The sequence below is a fragment of the Kitasatospora sp. NPDC058492 genome (assembly GCF_042720685.1).
Taxonomy (GTDB): domain Bacteria; phylum Actinomycetota; class Actinomycetes; order Streptomycetales; family Streptomycetaceae; genus Kitasatospora.
The window spans coordinates 1-24,652 of the sequence record NZ_JBHXMU010000010.1 but is presented as its reverse complement, the minus strand read 5'-3'; the positions used below and the strand labels follow the sequence as shown (position 1 = coordinate 24,652).

Sequence of the window (24,652 nt, the reverse complement as noted above, 5' to 3'; positions counted from 1 at the left end):
GGGCGGCGGAGCAGAACCGCCCTCCCCGCACCTAGCGCGGGTCGCGATGCGAACCAGGAGATGCAGTGAGCGACGTCCGTAACGTGATCATCATCGGTTCCGGCCCGGCCGGCTACACGGCCGCGCTCTACACGGCGCGGGCCTCCCTCAAGCCGCTGGTCTTCGAGGGGGCCGTCACCGCCGGCGGCGCCCTGATGAACACCACCGAGGTCGAGAACTTCCCGGGCTTCCGGGACGGCATCATGGGCCCCGAGCTGATGGACAGCATGCGGGCGCAGGCCGAGCGCTTCGGCGCCGAGCTGATCCCGGACGACATCGTCTCGGTCGACCTCACCGGTGACATCAAGACCGTCACCGACTCCGAGGGCAACGTGCACCGGGCGCGCGCCGTGATCGTCACCACCGGCTCCCAGCACCGCAAGCTGGGCCTGCCGAACGAGGACAAGCTCTCCGGTCGCGGTGTCTCCTGGTGCGCCACCTGTGACGGCTTCTTCTTCCGCGACCAGGACATCGCCGTGGTCGGCGGCGGCGACACCGCCCTGGAGGAGGCGACCTTCCTCTCCCGCTTCGCCAAGAGCGTCACGATCATCCACCGCCGGGACAGCCTGCGCGCCTCCAAGGCGATGCAGGAGCGCGCCTTCGCCGACGAGAAGATCCGCTTCGAGTGGGACAGCGCGGTCGAGGCCATCCACGGCGACCCGAAGCTGAGCGGCGTCACCCTGCGCGACACCACCACCGGCGAGACCCGCGAGCTGGCCGTCACCGGCCTGTTCATCGCGATCGGCCACGACCCGCGCACCGACCTGTTCAAGGGCCAGCTGGACCTCGACGCGGAGGGCTACCTCAAGGTCGAGGCGCCCTCGACCCGGACCAACATCCCGGGCGTGTTCGGCGCCGGCGACGTCGTGGACCACACCTACCGCCAGGCCATCACGGCCTCCGGCACCGGCTGCTCCGCCGCGCTGGACGCCGAGCGCTACCTCGCCGCCCTGGACGACCTGGAGGCCAAGGCCACCGCCGCCGTGGCGGTCTGACCCCCTCGCCACCGACCGACCCCCGCGGGGGTGTGACACCCGTTTCACGTGAAACACCCCCGCCCCGGCCAGGGCGAAACAGAACGGGCCCGCCCGTTGTTCACCTGGCAGCAGCCCCCTCCGTCCGAACCCGAGGAGTTCCCGTGGCCGGCGCCACCACCACCGTCACCGACGCGACGTTCAAGGCCGACGTCCTGGACAGCGACAAGCCCGTGCTGGTCGACTTCTGGGCCACCTGGTGCGGCCCGTGCCGCCAGGTCGCCCCGATCCTGGACGAGATCGCTTCCGAGCACAGCGACAAGCTGACCATCGCCAAGCTGGACGTGGACGCCAACCAGGCGACCGCCGCCCAGTACGGCGTCATCTCGATCCCGACCCTGATCCTCTACAAGGGCGGCGAGCCGGTGAAGTCCATCACCGGTGCCCGTCCGAAGGCCGCGCTGCTGCGCGAGCTGGACGGCTTCATCTAGGCCCTGTCCGGTCGACCGGTCGTCGACCGTACGGCGGCGGGGCTCCCCACACCGGGGAGCCCCGCCGTCGTCGTTTCCAGCCGCCTCCCGCCTCAGAACGGCCGCAGCGCCGGCTCCTTGCGCGCCCCGCCGAGCAGCCGCTCCAGCGCCACCTCCACATCGCCCCGCCAGGACAGCGTGGTACGCGCCTCCAGCCGCAGCCGCGGGTAGCGGTGGTGCGAGCGGACGGTCTTGAAGCCGACCGCGAGCAGGTGGTCGGCCGGCAGCACGCAGCCGACCGGCTCAGGACCGGCCGAGCCGAAGGCCTCGATCGCCCGCACCCCGCGCCCGAGCAGGTCCTTGGCCACGGTCTGCACCAGCACCCGGCCGAGCCCCTGCCGCTGGTAGCCCGGAACCACCCGGCTGACCATCAGCTGGACGGCGTCCGGCGAGACCGGACTGGTCGGGAAGGACTGCGACCGGGGGACGTAGGCGGGCGGCGCGTACAGCACGAAGCCGGCCGGCTGGTCGTCCACGTAGACGATCCGACCACAGGAACCCCACTCCAGCAGCACCGCGGAGATCCACCCCTCCTTCTCCAGCTCCGGCTTCCCGGACTCCACCGCCGCCTTCCCGCTGACCGGATCCAGCTCCCAGAACACGCAGGAGCGGCAGGTCGTCGGCAGATCGGCGAGGTTGTCCAGGGTCAGCGGAGCGATCCGGCGTCCCATGCCCCGCACCTCCTCCTCCACTTCACGGTCGAGCATGCCCCCACAGACGCCGATGGGTGCATGTTTCACGTGAAACAGTGCTCACGCGGAACATGCACCCATCGGGTATCGTCCCCGGCTCAGCCCTGCGACAGCCGCAGACCGTCCTCGCCCGGGGCCAGGCTGTCCAGGATCCGGTTCAGGTCCTCCACCGAACCGAACTCCAGCACCACCTTGCCCTTGCCGAGCTTGCCGCCGCGCTGCGACACCTCGACCTTGACCCGGGTGTCGAAGCGGTCCGACAGCCGGCTCGCCAGATCGTTGAAGGCCGGGGAGATCAGCTTGCCCGCCTTCGGCGCCTGGCGCTTCGGCTTCCGGTCCTCCTCCTCGCCCATCAGCGCGACGATCTCCTCGGTGGTCCGCACCGAGAGGCCCTCCGCGACGATCCGCTTGGCCAGCAGCTCCCGCCGCTCGGCGTCCGGCACCCCGAGCAACGCCCGGGCGTGGCCGGCGGTCAGCACCCCGGCGGCGACCCGGCTCTGCACGGTGGGCGAGAGCTTCAGCAGCCGCAGCGTGTTGGAGACGTGCGAGCGCGAGCGGCCGATCCGGTCGGCCAGCTCGTCGTGGGTGCAGGAGAAGTCCCGCAGCAGCTGGTCGTAGGCGGCCGCCTCCTCCAGCGGGTTCAGCTCGGCCCGGTGCAGGTTCTCCAGCAGGGCGTCCAGCAGCAGCTTGTCGTCCTCGGTGGCACGGACGATGGCCGGGATCTGCTTCAGCCCGGCCTCCTTGGAGGCGCGCCAGCGGCGCTCGCCCATGATCAGCTCGAAGCGATCGGGCGCGACCTGGCGCACCACGATCGGCTGGAGCAGACCGACCTCCTTGATCGAGACGACCAGCTCGGCCAGCTTGTCGTCGTCGAAGACCTCACGGGGCTGGCGCGGGTTGGGCTCGATCGCGTCCAGCGGCAGCTCGGCGAAGAAGGCACCGGCCACCGGCGCCGGCTGCGCCTGCTCGGCCTGCTTCTCCGCGGCCGCCCGGGCCGCCACCGTGCCGCGGCCGGTCGGCAGCGTCGGTACCGAGGTCGGCGACGTCGCGCCGATCGCCCCCACCGGGGCCGGTGCGGGCGCCGCCGCCCCGCCGTCCACCGGCACGGCGGGGCGGATCAGCGCCTCCAGCCCTCGTCCCAAACCCCTGCGACCACTCACCGATGACCCTCCGTCGTACCGTGCTGTGCCACCGGGGCTCCGTGCCCCGTACCGCTGCCGTGCCGTTGCTGCCCCAGGAGCGGGCCGCCGCCGACCGCCGCCGCGCGCAGCCCGAGCTCGCGGGCGGCCTCCAGGTAGGAGAGCGCCCCGGTCGAGCCCGGGTCGTAGGTGAGGACCGTCTGACCGTAGCTGGGCGCCTCCGAGATGCGCACCGAGCGCGGGATCGCGGTGCTCAGCACCTCCTGCGGGAAGTGCGTCCGGACCTCCTCGGCGACCTGGGCGGCCAGCCTGGTCCGGGCGTCGTACATGGTGAGCAGGATGGTCGAGACGTGCAGCGCGGGGTTGAGGTGCGCGCGCACCAGCTCGACGTTGCGCAGCAGCTGGCCCAGGCCCTCCAGCGCGTAGTACTCGCACTGGATCGGGATCAGCACCTCCCGCCCGGCCACCAGGGCGTTGACCGTCAGCAGGCCCAGCGAGGGCGGACAGTCGATCAGGACGTAGTCCAGCGGCTGCTCGTAGGCGGCGATGGCGCGCTGGAGCCGGCTCTCCCGGGCCACCAGCGACACCAGCTCGATCTCGGCGCCGGCCAGGTCGATGGTCGCGGGGACGCAGAACAGCCCCTCGACGTCCACCACCGGCTGCACCACGTCGGCGAGCGGCTTGCCCTCGACCAGGACGTCGTAGACGGACGGCACATCGGCGTGGTGGTCGATGCCGAGGGCGGTGGAGGCGTTGCCCTGCGGGTCGAGGTCGACGACCAGGACGCGCAGTCCGTGCATGGCGAGCGAGGCGGCCAGGTTGACGGTGGTGGTGGTCTTGCCGACCCCGCCCTTCTGGTTGGCGACCACGATCACCCGGGTGGCGGCGGGGCGGGGCAGCCCCTCACCCGCTCGGCCGATCGCCTGAACCGCAGCCTGGGCAGCCCTCGCGATGGGCGTGTCATCGATCTGGCCGATGGTCTCCGAGTCCTGCATGGGGGTCAGTGTTTCACGTGAAACCGGAGCGGCAACAGTCGCCGCCCGGCTGCGGCCAAGGATTCCCGAGAGCAAGGAGCGACGTTTCACGTGAAACACCATGCCCGCTATGTCGGAAATCTGACGTTGCGACACTCCGGTGTCCTCCCGTCGACCAGCCGTCACCCCGACGGCCACCGGAACGCCGACGGGCGGGTGGCTCCCCCCTCAGGAGGAACCACCCGCCCGTCGTCGAGCGTGCCAGGCGTCACCCGCCTCAGCGGGTGCGGCGCCGACCACCCCGGCTGCGCTCACCGGTCCGGACGCCGCCCGCGTTCCGTCCGGCCCGGGCCGCCTTCGCCCGCCGGGTCGCGGCCTTCACCCCGCCGGGGCTCTCCCCCGCCTTGACCTGGACCACCCGGGTCGAGGTCTCCAGGGTGCCCTCGCCGACCGAGATCACGCTCCACTCGACCGCGCCCAGCTTGGTCAGCCCGGCCCGCGAGTCGGCCAGCTCCTGCTCGGCGCTGTCGCCCTTGAGTGCCAGCATCTGCCCGTGCGGACGGAGCAGCGGCATCCCCCAGCCGGCCAGCCGGTCCAGCGGCGCCACCGCCCGGGCGGTCACCACGTCCACCGCGAGCTTGCCGACCATCTCCTCGGCGCGGCCGCGCAGCACCGTGACGTTCTCCAGCCCCAGCTCCCGGACGACCTCCTCCAGGAAGGTGGTCCGCCGCAGCAGCGGCTCCAGCAGCGTCACCGAGACGTCCGGACGGACCAGCGCCACCGGGATGCCCGGCAGGCCGGCGCCGGAGCCGACGTCGCACAGGGTGGAGCCGGCCGGCAGCAGCTCGGCGAGCACCGCGCAGTTGAGGACGTGCCGGTCCCAGAGCCGGGGCACCTCGCGCGGCCCGATCAGCCCGCGCCGCACGCCCGCGGTGGCCAGCAGCTCGGTGTAGCGGACCGCGGCGTCGAAACGATCACCGAAGACCTCCCGGGCGACGGCCGGGGCCTCGGGCACCTCGGGCACCTCGGTCGCCTCGACCGCCTCGGCGGCCGGCCCCGCAGCGGCCGGATTCACGTCGTCCGCCCCCGGCCGGCCAGCGGCCGCGTTCTCCGTGTCCATCTCGACCTCTCCGATCCCCGGATCCACCGACCCGCTCTCCGCACAGTTTCACGTGAAACATCTCGCGCCGGGCCCACGCCCCGCGAATGGACGACGACCCCGCCCGCACGAGGCGGACGGGGTCGCGTCCGGTGAAGCCCACCGGCCGCCGAGGCGGCCGGTCGTCGTACCGCCGGCCTCAGACCGGCAGCACGACCACGCACCGCTCGGGCTCCTCGCCCTCCGACTCGCTGCGCAGACCGGCGGCCGCGACCGCGTCGTGGACGACCTTGCGCTCGAAGGGCGTCATCGGCCGCAGCTTGACCTGCTCGCCACTGCTCTTCGCCTGCTCGGCGGCCTCGGCACCGAGCGCGGCCAGCTCGGAGCGCTTGCGGGCCCGGAAGCCGGCAATGTCCAGCATGAGGCGGCTGCGCTCCCCGGTCTCCCGGTGGACAGCCAACCGGGTCAGCTCCTGCAGCGCCTCCAGCACCTCGCCGTCCTGGCCGACCAGGCGCTGCAGCGCGCGGTCGTTGCCCTCACCGACGATGGAGACCAGGGCGCGGTCGCCCTCGACGTCCATGTCGATGTCACCGTCGAGGTCGGCGATGTCGAGCAGACCCTCCAGGTAGTCCGCCGCGATGTCGCCCTCCTGCTCCAGTCGGGCGATGACGTTCTCGTCGGTGCTGGCGGCGGCCTCGGCCTCGACGGCGGAGGTGGTGCCTTCCGTCACTGATGGACTCCTTCGGAGATGGGCCCAGATTGGTGGGCCGGGAACGAAGCTCTGCGCGCTGTCACAACGGATCCAGGGCCGGTCAGGACTTCTTCTTCGGCCGCTGGCCGCCACGCTTGGGCTGCTGCCGACCGGTGCCCGGCTTGGCCGCGCCGGGCTTGGCCGGGCCCTGCTGGGCGGCCGCCGGCTTGGCGCCGGAGTCGGCCGGGACGGTGTCGGCGGGCTCCTCGGCGGGCTCCTCGGCCGGGGCCTCGGTGTCCTTGGTCAGGTCGGCGGTGTGCTGAGCACCGCCCTGCTGGCGCTGCGCCTTGGTCTGCTTGCGGGGCTGCTGGCGGCGTGCCTGCGCCGACTCCTCGACCACGGCGGCCGCCGCCGAGGCGGCGTCGAGGGTCGACTTGGACGGGGGCAGCAGGCCCCAGAGCGCGCCCTTGATCTCCGAACCGTCCGGGTTCAGCCGGCCGGCCTTCTTCAGCCGGACCTGCCGCTCGTCCCACGCCTTGCTGCCCGGGGTCGGGTTGTTGTGGATGACGATCAGCTGCTGGCCCATCGACCAGACGTTGGTGGTCAGCCAGTAGACCAGGACACCGACGGGGAAGTTGATGCCCATCACGGCGAACATCACCGGGAAGACGTACATCAGCATCTTCTGCTGCTGCATGAACGGCGTCTTGACCGTGAGGTCGACGTTCTTGGTCATCAGCTGGCGCTGGGTGATGAACTGCGACAGCGACATCATGATGATCATCACCGCGGTGACGATCTTGACGCTGGTCTCGTGGCTGCTGACGAAGGTCGCGGAGAGCGGGGCACCGAAGATGTGCGCCTTGCCGGCGCTCAGCAGCAGGTCGCCGTGGATGACGCCGATCTGCTCGCTCTTGGCGACCTTGGCGAGCACGCCGTAGAGGGCGGTGAAGAACGGCGCCTGCACGATGATGGGAAGGCAGCTGGAGAACGGGTTGGTACCCGCCTCCTTGTACAGCTTCATCATCTCTTCGGACTGGCGCTGCTTGTCGTTCTTGTAGCGCTCCTGGATGGCCTTCATCTTCGGCTGGATCGCCTGCATGGCCCGGGTCGCCTTGATCTGCTTCACGAAGAGCGGGATCAGGCAGATCCGGATGACGACCACCATCGAGGCGATGGCCAGACCCCAGGCCCAGCCACCGTCCGGGTCGAAGATGTTGCTGTACAGCGAGTGGAACTGGACGATGATCCAGGACACCGCTGTGTACAGGGGATTCAGGAAGGAGAAGGTCACCGGTCAGGCTCCTTGGACATGTGGATTGGCCCCTCGGGGCCAATGGTCGCCGGGCCCTCGGGGTCCGGACCGGCGGGGGTCGTGGTCACCGGCTGTCCGGTGGCGGACCGGCTGCTCAGCCAGTCTCGCAGCCGCCGGTGCCACACCGGATGCTTGCGCGGCGGAACGTGATCGACCCCGCCGGGCGTCCACGGATTGCAGCGCAGGATGCGCCACACGGTCAGTCCGCCGCCCTTGACCGCCCCGTGCACCTTCACGGCCTCGTAGCCGTAGTGCGAGCAGGAGGGGTAGTAACGGCAGACCGGACCGAGCAGTGGGCTGATGGTCCACTGGTAGACCCTGATCAAACCCATCAGCAGGAACTTCATCGTCCTGCTCCCGTCGGCGCCGTCGTGGCGGGCTCCACCTTCAGCAACCGTTTCAGCGCCGCGTCCAGGTCACGTTCGAGGTCCTGGTACGAGGCGGTCGCGGCTTGGGGCAGCGCACGCACCACTATCAGGCTACCGGCGGGCAGCCTGGAGAGACGATCACGAACGAGGTGCCGCAACCGGCGCTTGACCAGGTTGCGAACGACCGCCGGGCCGACGGCCTTGCTCACGACGAAACCCGCACGCGCCGAAGGAGTCCCCTCGGCGACGTGCGGGCGGGAGTCGCTGGTCCGGTCGGTCTGCCCCTTGGGGTCGTCTTCTCTGCTGAGATGGACGACCAGAAGGGGCCGGCCGGCCCGGCGACCGCGTTTCACTGCGGTCGCGAAGTCCTGGCGCCGCCGCAGCCGATTCTCGGAGGGCAGCACAACAGACTCTGTCGTGGATCAGGCGGACAGGCTGGTGCGGCCCTTGCCACGGCGGGCAGCCAGGATGGCGCGGCCGGCGCGGGTACGCATACGCAGCCGGAAGCCGTGGGTCTTCGCGCGACGACGGTTGTTCGGCTGGAAGGTGCGCTTGCTCACTCGGGGGCTCCTGAGGTGAATCGTAGGATGACGGGGAATCGCTTGGCCGTCACCGTGCGTCCGCGTGATCTCCCCTGGTTCGGAAATCCGGCCCATCGCCCCAGTTCGGCTGGGGTTCAAGGCAATCCACGGCGCCCGTGCTGCGCGCCTTATGGAGCGGGTGGACCCGCGGACATGCGGCAGCGGCCATCGACAACTCGACCTGGTTACGGTACGCGGGACGGGGCACGAGGGTCAAACCGGCTTTTTCGAGCGGCCCCCCGAGGGCATCCGGAGCCCCCTTTGCCCACAGCCTGTGGACAACGACTTGATCCGGCCCTGTTCGCTGACTACCGTTGCAGGACTTGTCTGGTTTGTTCTTCGTGTTCTTCCTCGTGGGGTCGGTCCGCCGGAGACGGACCCGCCGATCCACAGTCTCCTGATCCACCACCCCCTGCTGGAGCCGCGGGGAACCGAGAAAGCGTGCACCAGTGGCTGATGTCAACAGCGACCTCGTCCCGGTCTGGGCGAGAGTCGTCGAGCGGCTGGTCAGCGACCCGGACGTCGGGGAGATGGACAAGCAGTGGGTGCAGCGCACCCAGCCGATGTGGATGATGCACGACACCGCCCTGCTGGCGACCCCCAACGAGCGGGCCAAGCAGGTGCTGGAGGGCCGGCTGCTGCCGCAGCTCACCGAGGCCCTCAGCCGCGAGCTCAGCCGTCCGGTGCGGATCGCCGTGATGGTCGACGCCAACGCCGTCCCGACCACCCCCGCACCCGCCGCCCAGGCCCCGGCCGAGCCGTACCCCGGCCCGACCGAGGAGGATGCCGGCGGCTACGGCGGCCAGGACTACCAGCAGCCGTACGAGCAGGACTACGACCGGCCCCGCTACGACACCGGCGGCTACGAGCAGCGCCCCGCGCCGTACGGCGGTCCGGCGGCCGGACCGGCCTGGCCGGGCTACCCCGAGCAGGGCGGGTACCCGGAGCAGGGCGGCTACCCCGAGCAGAACGGGTACCAGGAGCAGGGCGGGTACCCGGAGCAGGGCGGCTACCCGGAGCGGCCCCCCGGCTACCGCGAGGCCGACGAGCCGTCCCGGCCGGCGCCGCGCCCGATGCCCGGCCCGCCCTCGACCACCCAGGGCGACCTGTTCGGCGGCGCCTACGGCCCCGGCCCGAACGAGCAGCCCCGCGCCGGCGCCGGCCGCCGCGCCCCCGGCTCACGCCCGGCCGGCGGCCGTCCTGCGGACAAGAACGCGCCGGAGCGCGCCACCGAGCGCCCGGCTGTCCCCGGCGTGCCCGCCCCGCCCGGCGCCCCGCCGGCCGGCGGCTCCCGCAAGGACGAGCCGGCCGCCCGGCTGAACCCCAAGTACCTCTTCGACACCTTCGTCATCGGCGCCAGCAACCGCTTCGCGCACGCGGCGGCGGTGGCGGTCGCCGAGGCTCCGGCCAAGGCGTACAACCCGCTCTTCATCTACGGCGAGTCCGGGCTGGGCAAGACCCACCTGCTGCACGCCATCGGGCACTACTCGCGCAGTCTCTTCCCGGGCACCCGGGTGCGCTACGTGTCCTCGGAGGAGTTCACCAACGAGTTCATCAACTCGATCCGGGACGGCAAGGCGGACACCTTCCGCCGGCGCTACCGGGACATGGACATCCTGCTCGTGGACGACATCCAGTTCCTCGCGAGCAAGGAGTCCACGCAGGAGGAGTTCTTCCACACCTTCAACACCCTGCACAACGCGAACAAGCAGATCGTCCTCTCCTCGGACCGGCCGCCCAAGCTGCTGACCACGCTGGAGGACCGGCTGCGCAACCGCTTCGAGTGGGGCCTGATCACCGACGTCACCCCGCCGGAGCTGGAGACCCGGATCGCGATCCTTCGCAAGAAGGCGATCCAGGAGCAACTCAACGCCCCGGCCGACGTGTTGGAGTTCATCGCGTCCCGGATCACCCGCAACATCCGGGAGTTGGAAGGCGCCCTGATCCGGGTCACCGCCTTCGCCAACCTCAACCGGGCGCCGGTGGACCTGGAGTTGGCCGGGATCGTCCTCAAGGACCTGATCCCGGGCGGGGACGAGGACGCCGGGCCGGAGATCACCGCGCAGGTCATCATGCAGCAGACCGCCGCGTACTTCGGGCTGAGTGTGGACGACCTCTGCGGATCCTCGCGCAGCCGCGTCCTGGTGACGGCTCGTCAGATCGCCATGTACCTCTGCCGGGAGCTGACCGACCTCTCGCTGCCGAAGATCGGCGCGCAGTTCGGCGGCCGCGACCACACCACGGTGATGCACGCGGACCGCAAGATCCGCTCGCTGATGGCCGAGCGCCGGTCGATCTACAACCAGGTCACCGAGCTGACCAACCGCATCAAGAGCTAGCCGCAGGGCCGGTGGTGGGTCCGGCGCCACCTCGGCGCCGAGTCCGGCGCCGAGGTGGCCGGAAAGGGCGTCAGGAGCGATCCTGGCGCCCTTTTCGCACATCCACAGGTGTGCCTCGGGCGCCGGCTGGGCAGAGATGCCGTCGACGGACGTTGCGCCAGTCCACAGCCCGCGCCGAACATCTGACCGGTGATTCGAAAACCGGGGCCGCGCAGGGCAGTTGTCCACAGGCCGGGCACCTTCCCCGTAGTCCACAGGCCGGGGCGTCCGAAGTTATCCAGAATTCGTCCACAGGCGTGTCGCCGCTACGCTCTTCCGCGCAGGTCAGGTGCCTGTGGACTTGTGCACAACCGTTATCCACAGGCTGTGGACAATTGACGGGCCGCCAATGGGCCATCCGGGTTGTCCACCGGTTGTCCCCAGGGGAGGGGCGGTTATCCCCAGGTTGTCCACAGCATGATCCACAGTTCGACAAGCGTGGGGCGGCGTTCATGCCCTGGTGTGAAAGGCGTCACGTAAAGTTGACCGGCACCCGTGGATAACCGGGCCGGAATCTGGGGACAGCCCTGGGGATAACCTGTGGATACCCAGCGTGCCCTGTGGGTAACGCTCCGCTGTCCACAGCACGGCGTGTTCGTCCACAGCCGCCGTCCACACCCGCTGTGGACAAAAAAGTGGGTCTGACCTGCGGAAACGGGGTTATCCACGGTTTCCACAGGCCCTACTACTACCACTACACATTTAGACCCATCGACTCGCTTGAAAGTGGGTGGGCCCCGAATCTGTGGACAACCGCGCCCCGACATCTGTTCGGCTTGCTTCCGCCCGTCTGCCCCGTCTGTCGGCGGAGTACGTCAGACTGTCCTCGGCGACCGGAAGCGGAGTGGCAGAGCTCGGTGGACAGTCCGACCGACGATCAAGATCAGACGAACCAGAGTGCGAGCGGGAGCGCTCGATCCAGGAGGCGGTTACCGGTGAAGTTCCGGGTGGAGCGTGACGTCCTCGCGGAGGCGGTGGCCTGGGCTGCCCGCAGCCTCCCGGCACGGCCGCCGGTGCCGGTGCTGGCCGGCCTGCTGCTGACGGCACAGGACGGCAGCCTGGCGCTGTCCGGCTTCGACTACGAGGTCTCGGCCCGGGTCGAGCTGGAGGCCGACATCGAGGAGGCCGGCACCGTCCTGGTCTCCGGTCGGCTGCTGAACGACATCTCGCGCAACCTGCCGAACCGGCCGGTGGAGATCTCCACCGACGGCCAGCGGGTCAGCGTGGTCTGCGGCAGTTCCCGCTTCACCCTCCCCACCCTCCCGGTGGACGAGTACCCGGCGCTGCCCCAGATGCCGACCGCCACGGGCACCGTCTCGGGCGACGTGTTCGCCTCCGCGGTCAGCCAGGCCGCGGTGGCCGCCGGCCGTGACGACACCCTCCCGGTGCTCACCGGTGTCCGGGTCGAGATCGAGGGCGACCGGATCACCCTGGCCGCCACCGACCGCTACCGCTTCGCGGTCCGCGACCTGCTGTGGAAGCCCGAGCAGTCGGACATCTCGGCCGTCGCCCTGGTGCCCGCCAAGACGCTGCAGGACATCGCCAAGTCCCTGGGCAGCGGCGACACCGTCTCGATCGCGCTCTCCTCGGGCGGCGCGGGCGAGGGCCTGATCGGCTTCGAGGGCGCCGGCCGCCGGACGACCACGCGGCTGCTGGAGGGCGAGTTCCCCAAGTTCCGCAGCCTGTTCCCGACGGAGTTCAGCGCCGTCGCCGCGATCCAGACCCAGCCCTTCCTGGAGGCGCTCAAGCGCGTCTCGCTGGTCGCCGAGCGCAACACCCCGGTCCGGCTCAGCTTCGAGCAGGGCGTGCTGACCCTGGAGGCGGGCTCGGGCGACGACGCCCAGGCCACCGAGCGGATCGACGCCGACCTGGAGGGCGACGACATCTCGATCGCCTTCAACCCGGGCTACCTGGAGGAGGGCCTCAAGGCCATCGACTCCGCCTACGCCCAGCTGAGCTTCACCACCCCGACCAAGCCCGCGCTGCTCAGCGGCAAGGCCTCGGTGGACGCCGAGGAGGACAAGGCGTACCAGTACCTGATCATGCCGGTCCGCCTCTCCGGCTGACCTCGCGGCCGCTGCCCGCAGGCCGTCACCCACAGGCTGTGCACATCGGCTGTGCACAGCCTGTGGGCGTCCTCCCCCGGTCGGCCCGACCACAGGGAGCCGCCACCGCCGCAGCGCGTAGGCTCGGGGCGTGCGGCAACGGCGCCGCCGGCAGGCACGTCACCACAGGTAAGGACTTGGTCATGGAGCTCGGCCTCATCGGTCTCGGCAAGATGGGCGGCAACATGCGCGAGCGGATCCGCCGCGCCGGCCACACCGTCATCGGCTACGACCGCAACCCGGACATCTCCGACGTCGCGAGCCTCCAGGAGCTCGTCTCCAAGCTGCAGGGCCCGCGGGTGATCTGGGTGATGGTCCCGGCCGGCGCCGCCACCCAGGCGACCGTCGACGAGCTCGCCGAGCTGCTCTCCCCCGGCGACGTGGTGGTCGACGGCGGCAACTCCCGCTGGACCGACGACATCAAGCACGCCGAGGCGCTGGCCGCCAAGGGCATCGGCTTCGTCGACTGCGGCGTCTCCGGCGGTGTCTGGGGCCTGGAGAACGGCTACGCCCTGATGTACGGCGGCGACGCCGAGCACGTGGCCCGCGTCCAGCCGGTGTTCGACTCGCTCAAGCCCGAGGGCGACTTCGGCTCGGTGCACGCGGGCGCCGTGGGCGCCGGCCACTTCGCCAAGATGGTCCACAACGGCATCGAGTACGCGATGATGCAGGCCTTCGCCGAGGGCTGGGAGCTGCTGGAGGCCGCCCCCGAGGTCACCGACGTGCGCGAGGTCTTCCGCAGCTGGCAGGAGGGCACCGTCATCCGCTCCTGGCTGCTGGACCTGGCCGTCCGCGCGCTGGACGACGACGAGCACCTGGCGAAGCTGCGCGGCTGGGCCGCCGACTCCGGTGAGGGCCGCTGGACCGTCGAGGCCGCGATCGACCACGCGGTGCCGCTGCCGGCGATCACCGCCTCGCTGTTCGCCCGCTTCGCCTCCCGCCAGGACGACTCGCCGCAGATGAAGATGATCGCCGCGCTGCGCAACCAGTTCGGCGGCCACGCGGTCGAGTCCAAGTAACCCGCACCTCCCCAGAAGGCGAGCGCAGTCCACAGCCATGCACGTCGCGCATCTGTCGCTCGCCGACTTCCGGTCGTACGCCCGGGTCGAGGTTCCCCTCGACCCGGGCGTGACGGCCTTCGTCGGGCCCAACGGCCAGGGCAAGACCAACCTGGTCGAGGCGATCGGCTACGTCGCCACACTGGGCAGCCACCGGGTCGCCACCGACGCCCCGCTGATCCGGCTGGGCGCCGAGCGGGCGGTGGTCCGCACCTCGGTGGTGGACCGCGGCCGCACCACCCTGGTCGAGCTGGAGCTGACCCCGGGCAAGGCCAACCGGGCCCGGATCAACCGCTCCGACAACGTCCGCCCGCGCGACGTGCTGGGCCTGCTGCGGACCGTCCTGTTCGCTCCCGAGGACCTCAGTCTGGTCAAGGGCGACCCGGGTGAGCGCCGCCGTTTCCTGGACGAGCTGCTGACCGCCCGGGCCCCCCGGCTGGCCGGGGTCCGGCAGGACTACGAGCGGGTCCTCAAGCAGCGCAACGCCCTGCTGAAGACCGCCGCGATGGCCCGCCGGGCCGGTGGCGGCAAGGGCGCCGACCTCTCCACCCTGGAGGTCTGGGACGGCCATCTGGCAAGGGCCGGAGCCGAGTTGACGGCCTTCCGGATCCAGCTGGTGGCTTCCCTCCAGCCGTTGGTGGCGGCCGCGTACGGGCAGCTGGCCCCGGGCGGTGGCGACACCGTCCTGGAGTACCGCAGTTCCTTCGAGGGCGGGCTGCCGACCAGCCGCGAGCAGGCCGAGGAGCAGTTGCTGAACGCGCTGGCGACGGTCCGCAAGCAGGAGGTGGACCGCGGCATCACCCTGGTCGGCCCGCACCGCGACGAGCTGGTGCTCAGCCTCGGCCCGCTGCCCGCCAAGGGCTACGCGAGCCACGGCGAGTCCTGGTCGTTCGCGCTGGCGCTGCGGCTGGCCTCGTACGAGCTGCTGCGCGCCGACGGCGGCGAGCCGGTGCTGATCCTGGACGACGTGTTCGCCGAGCTGGACGCGGCCCGCCGGGACCGGCTGGCCGAACTGGTGGCCGACGGCGAGCAGGTGCTGGTCACCGCGGCGGTCGCCGAGGACGTGCCGAAGGCGCTGGCCGGCGCCCGGTTCGCGGTCGCCGACGGCGCCGTCCGCCGGATCGACGCCTGACTCCCCCCGCACCTTCGCAACCGCCGTCCGGGCACTCCCGTAGGCTGGACGGCTCACCGGCGCGCGTCCGCGACCGTTGTCCACAGGCTGGGGAAAGGAGATCGCCGTGAGCGAGCCGGCGGAGCACTCCCCCCAGCCGGGCGACGCGGCGCCGACCGGCGCCGACCTCGCCCGCTCGGCGCTGCGGGCGGCCCGGGCCCAGGCGCGGCAGCGCGGCGAGCAGGTCCGGGAGAAGCGCGAGGCGAAGCGGCACGGCCTGCGCAGCGGAGCCCGGTCGGACGGCCGCGACCCGGTCCCGCTGGGGGCGGCGCTGAACCGGCTGCTGACCGAACGGGGCTGGGAGTCCTCGGCCGCGGTCGGCGGGGTGATGGGCCGTTGGCCCCAGATCGTCGGCCCGGACATCGCCGCGCACTGCCACCCCTCCTCCTACGACGACGCCGCCGCGGTGCTCACCGTGCAGTGCGACTCCACCGCATGGGCCACCCAACTGCGCTGGCTGGCAAGGCAGTTGGTGGCCCGCCTGAACCACGAGCTGGGCCACGGCACGGTCCGCACCATCAAGGTGCTGGGCCCGGCGGCGCCCGCCCGCGGCTACGGTCGGCTGCGCGCTCCGGGGAGCAAGGGGCCGGGCGACACCTGGGGCTGACCGGGTTGCCGGCCCGCCGTCGAGGGCGTGGAGCGGACCACGATCTTCCGGAACCCCTGACAGCCCTTCCAGGCGCTCTGGGCCCCCCGGGCGAGTATCGGGACATGTCCAGAGGGGATTCAGGGCGGCATATCTGCCTTCAAGGGCTGCCAAACGCCCATCTCTGTCAGTCGTACCGGTAGACTGAGAGCCAAACACTGTTGCTAGTGGCAACCGAGTCTAAACGCCGTGGTCGCACGCCCGCCCACACGGGGCGGGAATGCGGCCCGTGCTGTGCCAGAGAGGGCGCTTCGTGGCCGATTCCGGCAACCCCAGCCAGACCCCAGACCAGACCGACCAGGCTTCCTACACCGGTAGCAACATCCAGGTGCTGGAAGGCCTCGACGCCGTCCGCAAGCGCCCCGGCATGTACATCGGCTCCACCGGCGAGCGGGGCCTGCACCACCTGGTGCAGGAAGTGGTGGACAACTCCGTCGACGAGGCGATGGCCGGGTACGCCGACACCATCGACGTCACGCTCCTCGCCGACGGCGGGGTCCGGGTGGTGGACAACGGCCGTGGCATCCCGGTCGACATCGTCCCCGGCCAGGAGAAGCCGGCCGTCGAGGTCGTGCTCACCGTCCTGCACGCCGGCGGCAAGTTCGGCGGCGGCGGCTACGCCGTCTCCGGCGGTCTGCACGGTGTCGGCGTCTCGGTCGTGAACGCGCTGTCCACCCGCCTGGCGGTGGAGATCCACCGCGACGGCTCGCGCTTCACCCAGGAGTACAAGGCCGGTGCGCCGACCGCGCCGCTGGCCACGCACGAGGGCTCCGAGCAGACCGGCACGACCGTCACCTTCTGGGCCGACCCGGAGATCTTCGAGACCACGGTCTACTCCTTCGAGACGCTGTCCCGGCGCTTCCAGGAGATGGCCTTCCTCAACAAGGGCCTCTCGATCTCGCTGACCGACGAGCGCCCCGAGCACGTGGACGAGGAGGGCAAGCCGCTCACCGTCACGTACAAGTACGACGGCGGCATCGCCGACTTCGTCGCCCACCTCAACTCCCGCAAGGGCGAGGTGATCCACCCCTCGGTGATCGACTTCGAGGCGGAGGACAAGGACCGGGCGATCTCGGTGGAGATCGCGATGCAGTGGAACTCCTCCTACACCGAGGGGGTCTACAGCTTCGCCAACACCATCCACACGCACGGCGGCGGTACCCACGAGGAGGGCTTCCGCGCGGCGCTGACCGGCCTGGTCAACCGCTACGCGCGGGACAAGAAGCTGCTCCGGGAGAAGGACGACAACCTCTCCGGCGAGGACATCCGCGAGGGCCTGACCGCGATCATCTCGGTCAAGCTCGGCGAGCCGCAGTTCGAGGGCCAGACCAAGGACAAGCTCGGCAACACCGAGGCGAAGACCTTCGTCCAGAAGGTCGTCCACGAGCACCTCAACGACTGGTTGGACCGCAACCCCAACGAGGCCTCGGACATCATCCGCAAGTCCATCCAGGCCGCCACCGCGCGCGTCGCCGCCCGCAAGGCCCGCGACCTCACCCGCCGCAAGGGCCTGCTGGAGTCCGCCTCGCTGCCGGGCAAGCTCTCCGACTGCCAGTCCAAGGACCCGGCCGAGTGCGAGATCTTCATCGTCGAGGGTGACTCCGCCGGCGGCTCGGCCAAGCAGGGCCGCGACCCGCGCACCCAGGCCATCCTGCCGATCCGCGGCAAGATCCTGAACGTCGAGAAGGCCCGGATCGACAAGGTGCTGCAGAACACCGAGGTCCAGGCGCTGATCTCGGCCTTCGGCTGCGGCATCCAGGAGGACTACGACGACTCCAAGCTCCGCTATCACAAGATCGTCCTGATGGCGGACGCCGACGTCGACGGGCAGCACATCCGCACCCTGCTGCTCACCCTGCTGTTCCGCTTCATGCGGCCGCTGGTCGAGTCCGGGTACGTCTACCTCGCCATGCCGCCGCTGTACAAGATCAAGTGGGGCAAGGACGACTTCGAGTACGCCTACTCGGACCGCGAGCGCGACGCGGTCATCGCGGCCGGGGTCGAGGCCGGGCGCCGGCTGCCCAAGGACGACGCGATCCAGCGCTTCAAGGGCCTCGGCGAGATGAACGCCGAGGAGCTCCGGGTCACCACCATGGACGCCGAGCACCGGCTGCTGCTCCAGGTCACCCTGGAGGACGCCGCTCGCGCCGACGAGCTGTTCTCCGTGCTGATGGGCGAGGACGTCGAGGCACGCCGCTCCTTCATCCAGCGCAACGCCAAGGACGTCCGCTTCCTGGACGTGTGACGCCGCCCGACCGGCAGCGAAACCACGTACCAGTCCGCGTGAAAGGAAACTGACCACCAGTGGTCGACGACAACCGTCCCGAAGGCGAACAGCCCGAGACCCCCACAGCCGCCGAGGCCACCGCCCAGGTGACCATGCGGATCGAGCCGGTCGAGCTCGAGACCGAGATGCAGCGCTCGTACCTCGACTACGCGATGAGCGTGATCGTCAGCCGGGCGCTCCCCGAGGTCCGCGACGGCCTCAAGCCGGTGCACCGACGCGTGCTCTACGCGATGTACGACGGCGGGTACCGCCCCGAGAAGGGCTACTACAAGTGCGCCCGCGTCGTCGGCGACGTCATGGGCAACTACCACCCGCACGGCGACACCTCCATCTACGACACCGTCGTGCGCCTGGCCCAGCCGTGGTCGCTGCGGATGCCGCTGGTGGACGGCAACGGCAACTTCGGCTCCCCGGGCAACGACCCGGCCGCGGCCATGCGCTACACCGAGTGCAAGATGATGCCGCTCGCCATGGAGATGATGCGCGACATCGACGAGGGCACCGTCGACTTCGCGTCCAACTACGACGGCCGCTCGCAGGAGCCGACCGTCCTGCCCGCGCGCATCCCCAACCTGCTGGTCAACGGTGCCACCGGCATCGCGGTCGGCATGGCCACCAACATCCCGCCGCACAACCTGCGCGAGGTCGCCTCCGGCGCGCTCTGGGCGCTGGAGCACCCGGACGCCTCCAACGAGGAGCTGCTCGAAGCCCTGATCGAGCGGATCAAGGGCCCCGACTTCCCCACCGGCGCGCTGATCGTCGGCCACCGCGGGATCGACGACGCCTACCGCACCGGCCGCGGCTCGATCACCATGCGCGCCGTGGTCGAGGTCGAGGAGATCCAGGGCCGCCAGTGCCTGGTGATCACCGAGCTGCCGTACCAGGTCAACCCGGACAACCTCGCGCTGAAGATCGCCGACCTGGTCAAGGACGGCAGGGTCGCCGGCATCGCCGACGTCCGCGACGAGTCCTCGTCGCGCACCGGCACCCGCCTGGTGGTCGTGCTCAAGCGCGACGCCGTCGCCAAGGTCGTGCTGAACAACCTCTACAAGCACACCGAGCTGCAGACCAACTTCGGCGCCAACATGCTGGCCCTGGTCGACGGCGTGCCGCGCACGCTGTCGCTGGACGCCTTCATCCGGCACTGGGTCAACCACCAGGTCGAGGTCATCGTCCGGCGCACCACCTTCCGGCTGCGCAAGGCCGAGGAGCGCGCCCACATCCTGCGCGCCCTGCTGCGCGCCCTGGACATGATCGACGAGGTCATCGCGCTGATCCGGGCCTCGGCGAGCGCCGACGCGGCCCGCACCGGCCTGATGGGGCTGCTCTCCATCGACGAGCTCCAGGCCAACGCCATCCTGGAGATGCAGCTGCGCCGCCTGGCCGCCCTGGAGCGCCAGCGGATCATGGACGAGCACGACGAGCTGCAGCGCAAGATCGACGAGTACAACGCGATCCTGGCCTCGCCGACCCGCCAGCGGGAGATCATCTCCGAGGAGCTCACCGCGATCGTCGAGAAGTACGGCGACGAGCGGCGCTCCACCCTCATCCCGTCCGACGGCGACCTCTCGATCGAGGACCTCATCGCCGAGGAGGACATCGTCGTCACGATCACCCGTGGCGGCTACGTCAAGCGGACCCGCTCCGACCTCTACCGCTCGCAGAAGCGCGGCGGCAAGGGCGTGCGCGGAGCGCAGCTCAAGCAGGACGACATCGTCGACCACTTCTTCGTGACGACGACGCACAACTGGATCCTGTTCTTCACCAACAAGGGCCGGGTCTACCGCGCCAAGGGCTACGAGCTCCCGGACGCCGGGCGCGACGCCCGCGGCCAGCACGTGGCCAACCTGCTGGCCTTCCAGCCGGATGAGCACATCGCCCAGGTGATGGCCGTGCGCACCTACGAGGACAAGCCCTACCTGGTCCTCGCCACCCGGGCCGGCCTGGTGAAGAAGTCCGCGCTGAAGGACTACGACTCCCCGCGCTCCGGCGGCCTGATCGCGATCAACCTGCGCCAGGACGAGGAGGGCCGGGACGACGAGCTGATCGGCGCCGAGCTGGTCTCCGCCGAGGACGACCTGCTGCTGGTCTCCAAGAAGGCCCAGTCGATCCGCTTCACCGCGACCGACGACGCGCTGCGGCCCACCGGCCGCGCCACCTCCGGCGTCAAGGGCATGGCCTTCCGCGAGGACGACGAAATGCTCTCGATGAACGTCGTCCGCCCGGGAACGTACGTGTTCACCGCGACCGACGGCGGGTACGCCAAGCGCACGGCCGTGGACGAGTACCGTGTCCAGGGGCGTGGCGGCTACGGCACCAAGGCGGCGAAGATCGTCGAGGGCCGGGGCTCCCTGGTCGGCGCGCTCGTGGTCGACGACACCGACGAGATCATGGCGATCACCCTTTCGGGTGGGGTGATCCGCACAAGGGTTTCCGAAGTTCGTGAAACCGGACGTGACACCATGGGCGTCCAACTGATCAACCTCGGTAAGCGCGACGCGGTCGTGGGCATGGCCCGCAACGCGGAAGCCGAGGACGAGGAGACGGTGGAGGACGAGGTCGCGGACACCGCGTCCACCGAAACGGCTGAGGGTGCGGAGACGACGGCCGGCGGCGACGCCGAGGTCTGAACCGAACCACGGGCCGGTGCCGTCGCGTCCTGATAGAGGGGCGTGGCGGCACCGGCCGCCCACCAGTTCCGGGCAATCCCGCCGGGCGCTGGATGACGAGTGACGAAGCAGGACGGTGCCGCCGTCCTGGTGGGAAGTGCGGGAGGACCAGGTGAGTGGAGCCACGGGTGCTGCGGGAGGGCCCTCCGGCGGCCGTCCGGGCGCGCAGGGCGGGGGTGGGTACGGCGCGCAGCAGCCGCCGGCCGAGCACTCGGCCGCGTCCACCTCGCTGATGCCACCGGTCGGCGGGGCGGGGCAGGGCGGCGCGACCTACGGCGGGCAGACGCCCCCGCCGCCGGGCGCTCCGGCGCCGGGCGCGAGCGGATTCTCGCAGCCGACCACCTATGCCAAGGGGCAGCCGACCCCGGCCCGGGGCACCCGGACCAGCGGCAACACCCCGCCCGGCGGCACGCCCGTCCCGGGCGCGGCGCGCCGGCCGGCCGCCCCGGCCGCCCCCGCGGCGGCCGCCGGTGTCGGCCTCGGCCGGACCCGCAAGGCCCGGCTGCGGGTGACCAAGGTCGACCCGTGGTCGGTGATGAAGGTCAGCTTCCTGCTGTCGCTGGCGGTCGGGATCATCATCATCGTGGCCGCGGCGGTGCTGTGGATGACGCTGGACTCGCTCGGCGTCTTCGACTCGCTGACCAAGACCCTCAAGGACGTCACCGGCTCGGACAGCGCCGGCGGCCTCAACCTGATGGACTACGTGGGCTTCGGCAAGGTGATGACCTTCACCTCGCTGATCGCCGTGGTCGACGTCGTCCTGCTGACGGCGCTGTCCACGCTCTCGGCGTTCATCTACAACGCGGCGGCCGGCTTCACCGGCGGCGTCGAGCTGACCCTGGCCGAGGAGGACTGACCCCGGTCGGATCCTGACCCCTGGTCAGTTCGCCGTCCACGGACGGAATGGACGGGCCCCGCAGGCTGTTGCAGCCTGCGGGGCCCGTCGGCATTTCGGGTGACAGCCGGCCGCCCGCGGCGTGCCGCCCGGGAGCGGGCCGGCCGCGGTGGGATTAGCTGGGTGGCGCCCGGTCCACGCCTGGGAGTGCCGCAGGCCGCCCCCGGTCCGCCCGGCCGGGTCAGGAGACGTTCCGCAGGACGGCTGGACGGAGGCGCGCGGTGGCGAAGCTCGCAGGTCAACTGGTCGAGGCCCTGGACGGGCTGTTGGGGGTTCCGGTACCGCTGCGGGTCCAGGCCTGGGACGGCAGCGTCGCCGGGCCGCCGGGAGCCCCCACGGTCGTCCTGCGCAACCGCCGGGCGCTGCGCCGGCTGCTCTGGCAGCCGGGCGAGCTGGGCCTGGCCCGGGCGTACGTCGCGGGGGACCTGGAGATCGCCCCCGGCACCGACCTCTACGAGGTGCTCTCGGCCGTCGCCCGGTTCGTGGAGCGGCCGGAGATCCGCCGCCTCGACCTCGGCCCGCGGGACGTGCTCGGCGCCAACGGGCGCCGCGTCCTCGCGGCCGCGCTGCGGGCCGGGGCGCTCGGCCCCGAGCCCACGCCGCCCCCGGAGGAGGTCCGCAAGGCCCGCGGGCGGCTGCACAGCCGCAGCCGGGACCGCGCGGCCATCAGCCACCACTACGACGTCGGAAACGACTTCTACGGGCTCGTCCTGGGCTCCTCCATGGTCTACTCGTGCGCCTACTGGACCCCGGAGGCCAAGAGCCTGGAGGCCGCCCAGGAGGCCAAGCTCGACCTGATCTGCCGCAAGCTCGGCCTACGGCCCGGGATGCGCCTGCTGGACGTCGGCTGCGGCTGGGGCTCGCTGCTGCTGCACGCGGCCGAGCGCTACGGCGTCACCGCGGTCGGCGTCTCCATCTCGCGGGAGCAGGTCGCGCTGGCCCGCCGGCGGGTCGAGGAGGCCGGCCTGGCCGGGCGGGTGGAGGTCCGGCTCCAGGACTACCGGGAGATCGTCGACGGCCCGTTCGACGCGATCTCCAGCGTCGGGATGGCCGAGCACGTCGGCTCCGAGCAGTACCGGGTCTACGCCGAGGGCCTGCACCGGCTGCTGGTGCCCGGTGGCCGGCTGCTCAACCACCAGATCGCCCGCCGCCCCGACCACCCCGGTGAGCCGCACCGCACCAGCCCCTTCATCGACCGCTACGTCTTCCCCGACGGCGAGCTCTCCCCCGTCGGTTCCACCGTGGCCCGGCTGGAGGAGGCCGGCTTCGAGGTCCGGGACGTCGAGTCGCTGCGCGAGCACTACGGGCTGACCCTGCGCGAATGGGTGGCCAACCTGGAGGCGCACTGGAGCGAGGCGGTCCGGCTGGTCGGCCGCGGCCGGGCCCGGGTCTGGCGGCTGTACATGGCCGCCAGCGCGCTCGCCTTCGAGGAGAACCGGATCGGGATCAACCAGATCCTCGCCGTCCGCAGCACCGAGGAGGGCGCGGCCGGCCTCCCGGCGACCCGCGAGGAATGGCTGCTGCGCCCGGCCGCCGGAGCGCCGCCGCTGGTCGGCGGGGTGCCCGCCGGGAACCCCGCCGGCCCGGATTTGGGAGATCGGCCATCGGTCCGCTAATCTTTCAGTGCGGCAAGGGCCTATAGCTCAGACGGTTAGAGCGCTTCCCTGATAAGGAAGAGGCCACAGGTTCAAGTCCTGTTAGGCCCACCACCGCGAAGGGCCCGGAGTGATGCACTCCGGGCCCTTCGGCGTTTTCCCCGCCGTTCCGGGAACCGCGTGCCCCGCCGGGCTGTTCTCCCGGGAGGGAACGTGTGGAGGGATGGTGACGACATGGCGATCTTCTGGGCGATGAGCATCCCCGGACTGATCTGCGCCCTGGTGGTGCTCGCGGCGGTCGACCAGCTCGCGCTGCGGGCGCGCCGCTCACGCTGGGTGCCGTGGCGGGGGACCGGCCGGGAGGGGCAGATCTCGGCCACCGGTTTCGAGCAGCTGCACGCGCAGTTCGCCGCCGGCAAGCAGCACGAGCTGGACGAACGCGGCACGACCCTGATGCTGCGCGACGAGGAGGGCGAGGGGGCGCCGCCCCGGACCAGGGTGGACCTGGCGGGCGGGAAGGCCGTGGTGGTGACGCCGTCGAACCGGCAGCCCGACCGCTCGTCGGACCATCCGTCCGGCGCCCCGCCGGGCACGCCGTAGGGCCCGGCCGGGGAGGGCCGGCCGTACGGCAGGAGGTGCGGCGTCAATCCTCCGCCCGGACCGCCGGGTTGGCCGCAGCGGTGGCTGGTCACGATTGGGACACCGGTGTGTATCATCGGCCGCAAGGGCAGTCTGGCACCCGGCAGCCCGTTCGCGATCGAAACACATCTGGACTCGTCGGCCCGGTCAGTCCGGCCGGAGCACCGGCTCTTGAGTCCGCCAACGCAAGAAGGACGAGGTCCCGCGGTGAAGAAGCTTCTCCTGGTCGCCCTGGTCGCCCTCGGCGGCTTCTTTGTCTACCGTCAGGTCCAGGCGGACCGCGCCGAGCAGGACCTGTGGACCGAGGCCACCGACCCGGTTCCGGCCGGTCGCTGAGCCCGGACGATCCGACGATCAACGATCTTCGGAGGCGCTTCACCGCGCCTCCAGGGCCGGCCGGCCCGGTCACCCGACCGGATCGGCCGGATCCCAGGCACCGCCCGGACGCCGCCTCGGCGGCAGGTCCGGTCGGCCCGGGGGTAGGGCGCCGGGAACGGCGCCGGAACCCGGTACGCTAGTGCCCGTCGGCACCTGCGGTGCCGTCGAGGGGCATTAGCTCAGTTGGTAGAGCGCTGCCTTTGCAAGGCAGATGTCAGGAGTTCGAGTCTCCTATGCTCCACAGCTCATCGCAGTCGTGACGCCGATCGGCCGCTGACCTGAATCCCGGCACACCGGGCGGGGGCGGACCGGGGGTTGGGGCCCCCCGGGGGGGTGGGGCCCCGGCGCCACCCCCCACCCCCGGGTGGGCCCCCCGCCCGCCCCCCCGGGGGCCCACCCCGGACTCCCGGCGGTAGATCTGCGCCTGCG

Annotated in this window: 22 protein-coding genes and 2 tRNA genes; 15 read left to right on the top strand and 9 right to left on the bottom strand. The window is 71.2% G+C overall.

Translation table 11 applies throughout. The annotated features are described in order from the left end of the window. Window positions 1-65 precede the first annotated feature (65 nt). Both trxB and trxA read left to right on the top strand, forming a co-directional pair. Complete coding sequence (gene trxB, locus ACFWPI_RS09420) at window positions 66-1,034, top strand: thioredoxin-disulfide reductase (RefSeq protein WP_063348471.1); 969 nt, start codon at window positions 66-68, stop codon at window positions 1,032-1,034. Between the two features lie 143 nt (window positions 1,035-1,177). Further along, a complete protein-coding gene (trxA, locus tag ACFWPI_RS09415) occupies window positions 1,178-1,504 on the top strand; it encodes a thioredoxin (protein WP_063348470.1) in 327 nt (108 codons plus the stop codon). Between the two features lie 92 nt (window positions 1,505-1,596). Here the strand turns inward: trxA and ACFWPI_RS09410 are convergent, their stop codons facing one another. From ACFWPI_RS09410 to rpmH, 9 genes are all read right to left on the bottom strand, one after another. Then, window positions 1,597-2,214 carry a GNAT family N-acetyltransferase gene (locus ACFWPI_RS09410; protein ID WP_063348469.1) on the bottom strand — a complete coding sequence of 206 codons (618 nt, stop codon included), beginning with the start codon at window positions 2,212-2,214 and terminating at the stop codon, window positions 1,597-1,599. A gap of 119 nt (window positions 2,215-2,333) precedes the next feature. Continuing rightward, window positions 2,334-3,377: a ParB/RepB/Spo0J family partition protein gene (locus tag ACFWPI_RS09405; protein ID WP_380424705.1), complete on the bottom strand. Its 1,044-nt coding sequence runs from the start codon at window positions 3,375-3,377 to the stop codon at window positions 2,334-2,336. Window positions 3,378-3,391: 14 nt separating this feature from the next. After that, the gene (locus ACFWPI_RS09400; protein ID WP_380379085.1) at window positions 3,392-4,342 is read right to left on the bottom strand and encodes a ParA family protein; all 951 of its coding nucleotides are present in this window, start codon (window positions 4,340-4,342) and stop codon (window positions 3,392-3,394) included. A 283-nt stretch (window positions 4,343-4,625) separates the two neighbouring features. Beyond that, window positions 4,626-5,468, bottom strand: a complete 843-nt coding sequence (gene rsmG, locus ACFWPI_RS09395) for a 16S rRNA (guanine(527)-N(7))-methyltransferase RsmG (RefSeq protein ID WP_079136282.1) — start codon at window positions 5,466-5,468, stop codon at window positions 4,626-4,628. Window positions 5,469-5,646: 178 nt separating this feature from the next. Continuing rightward, window positions 5,647-6,177: a R3H domain-containing nucleic acid-binding protein gene (locus ACFWPI_RS09390; protein WP_063348467.1), complete on the bottom strand. Its 531-nt coding sequence runs from the start codon at window positions 6,175-6,177 to the stop codon at window positions 5,647-5,649. Between the two features lie 82 nt (window positions 6,178-6,259). Next, entirely contained in the window at window positions 6,260-7,432 is a 1,173-nt protein-coding gene (gene yidC / locus ACFWPI_RS09385) for a membrane protein insertase YidC (RefSeq protein ID WP_363368224.1), read from the bottom strand. Then, the gene (gene yidD, locus ACFWPI_RS09380; RefSeq protein ID WP_063348465.1) at window positions 7,429-7,800 is read right to left on the bottom strand and encodes a membrane protein insertion efficiency factor YidD; all 372 of its coding nucleotides are present in this window, start codon (window positions 7,798-7,800) and stop codon (window positions 7,429-7,431) included. Before yidD ends, yidC begins: the two co-directional genes overlap by 4 nt. Beyond that, window positions 7,797-8,225: a ribonuclease P protein component gene (gene rnpA / locus ACFWPI_RS09375; RefSeq protein ID WP_063348464.1), complete on the bottom strand. Its 429-nt coding sequence runs from the start codon at window positions 8,223-8,225 to the stop codon at window positions 7,797-7,799. Before rnpA ends, yidD begins: the two co-directional genes overlap by 4 nt. Window positions 8,226-8,243: 18 nt before the next feature. Next, a complete protein-coding gene (gene rpmH, locus ACFWPI_RS09370; RefSeq protein WP_030392420.1) occupies window positions 8,244-8,381 on the bottom strand; it encodes a 50S ribosomal protein L34 in 138 nt (45 codons plus the stop codon). Between the two features lie 470 nt (window positions 8,382-8,851). Between rpmH and dnaA the strand changes: the two genes are divergently transcribed. The 13 genes from dnaA (at window position 8,852) to ACFWPI_RS09305 (ending at window position 24,464) form a co-directional block, all read left to right on the top strand. Then, window positions 8,852-10,741: a chromosomal replication initiator protein DnaA gene (gene dnaA / locus ACFWPI_RS09365; RefSeq protein WP_380379080.1), complete on the top strand. Its 1,890-nt coding sequence runs from the start codon at window positions 8,852-8,854 to the stop codon at window positions 10,739-10,741. 974 nt (window positions 10,742-11,715) lie between these two features. Beyond that, the gene (gene dnaN, locus ACFWPI_RS09360; protein WP_063348462.1) at window positions 11,716-12,846 is read left to right on the top strand and encodes a DNA polymerase III subunit beta; all 1,131 of its coding nucleotides are present in this window, start codon (window positions 11,716-11,718) and stop codon (window positions 12,844-12,846) included. A 182-nt stretch (window positions 12,847-13,028) separates the two neighbouring features. Then, entirely contained in the window at window positions 13,029-13,904 is an 876-nt protein-coding gene (gene gnd / locus ACFWPI_RS09355; RefSeq protein ID WP_063348461.1) for a phosphogluconate dehydrogenase (NAD(+)-dependent, decarboxylating), read from the top strand. 37 nt (window positions 13,905-13,941) lie between these two features. Next, window positions 13,942-15,075, top strand: a complete 1,134-nt coding sequence (gene recF, locus ACFWPI_RS09350) for a DNA replication/repair protein RecF (protein ID WP_063348460.1) — start codon at window positions 13,942-13,944, stop codon at window positions 15,073-15,075. 106 nt (window positions 15,076-15,181) lie between these two features. Continuing rightward, window positions 15,182-15,721: a DUF721 domain-containing protein gene (locus ACFWPI_RS09345; RefSeq protein ID WP_063348459.1), complete on the top strand. Its 540-nt coding sequence runs from the start codon at window positions 15,182-15,184 to the stop codon at window positions 15,719-15,721. A gap of 268 nt (window positions 15,722-15,989) precedes the next feature. After that, the gene (gene gyrB / locus ACFWPI_RS09340; RefSeq protein ID WP_063348458.1) at window positions 15,990-18,005 is read left to right on the top strand and encodes a DNA topoisomerase (ATP-hydrolyzing) subunit B; all 2,016 of its coding nucleotides are present in this window, start codon (window positions 15,990-15,992) and stop codon (window positions 18,003-18,005) included. 59 nt (window positions 18,006-18,064) lie between these two features. Then, window positions 18,065-20,677: a DNA gyrase subunit A gene (gyrA, locus tag ACFWPI_RS09335; protein WP_063348457.1), complete on the top strand. Its 2,613-nt coding sequence runs from the start codon at window positions 18,065-18,067 to the stop codon at window positions 20,675-20,677. Window positions 20,678-20,828: 151 nt separating this feature from the next. Further along, the gene (locus ACFWPI_RS09330) at window positions 20,829-21,572 is read left to right on the top strand and encodes a DUF3566 domain-containing protein (RefSeq protein ID WP_244293408.1); all 744 of its coding nucleotides are present in this window, start codon (window positions 20,829-20,831) and stop codon (window positions 21,570-21,572) included. Window positions 21,573-21,832: 260 nt separating this feature from the next. Continuing rightward, a complete protein-coding gene (locus ACFWPI_RS09325; RefSeq protein ID WP_063348455.1) occupies window positions 21,833-23,227 on the top strand; it encodes a cyclopropane-fatty-acyl-phospholipid synthase family protein in 1,395 nt (464 codons plus the stop codon). 16 nt (window positions 23,228-23,243) lie between these two features. Beyond that, a tRNA-Ile gene (locus tag ACFWPI_RS09320) sits at window positions 23,244-23,320 on the top strand. Between the two features lie 120 nt (window positions 23,321-23,440). Continuing rightward, window positions 23,441-23,806, top strand: a complete 366-nt coding sequence (locus tag ACFWPI_RS09315) for a DUF6191 domain-containing protein (RefSeq protein ID WP_380379083.1) — start codon at window positions 23,441-23,443, stop codon at window positions 23,804-23,806. A gap of 246 nt (window positions 23,807-24,052) precedes the next feature. Further along, window positions 24,053-24,181, top strand: coding sequence for a DLW-39 family protein (locus ACFWPI_RS09310; RefSeq protein ID WP_014137031.1), 129 nt, complete (start codon window positions 24,053-24,055; stop codon window positions 24,179-24,181). Between the two features lie 210 nt (window positions 24,182-24,391). Beyond that, a tRNA-Ala gene (locus ACFWPI_RS09305) sits at window positions 24,392-24,464 on the top strand. Window positions 24,465-24,652: the final 188 nt, after the last annotated feature.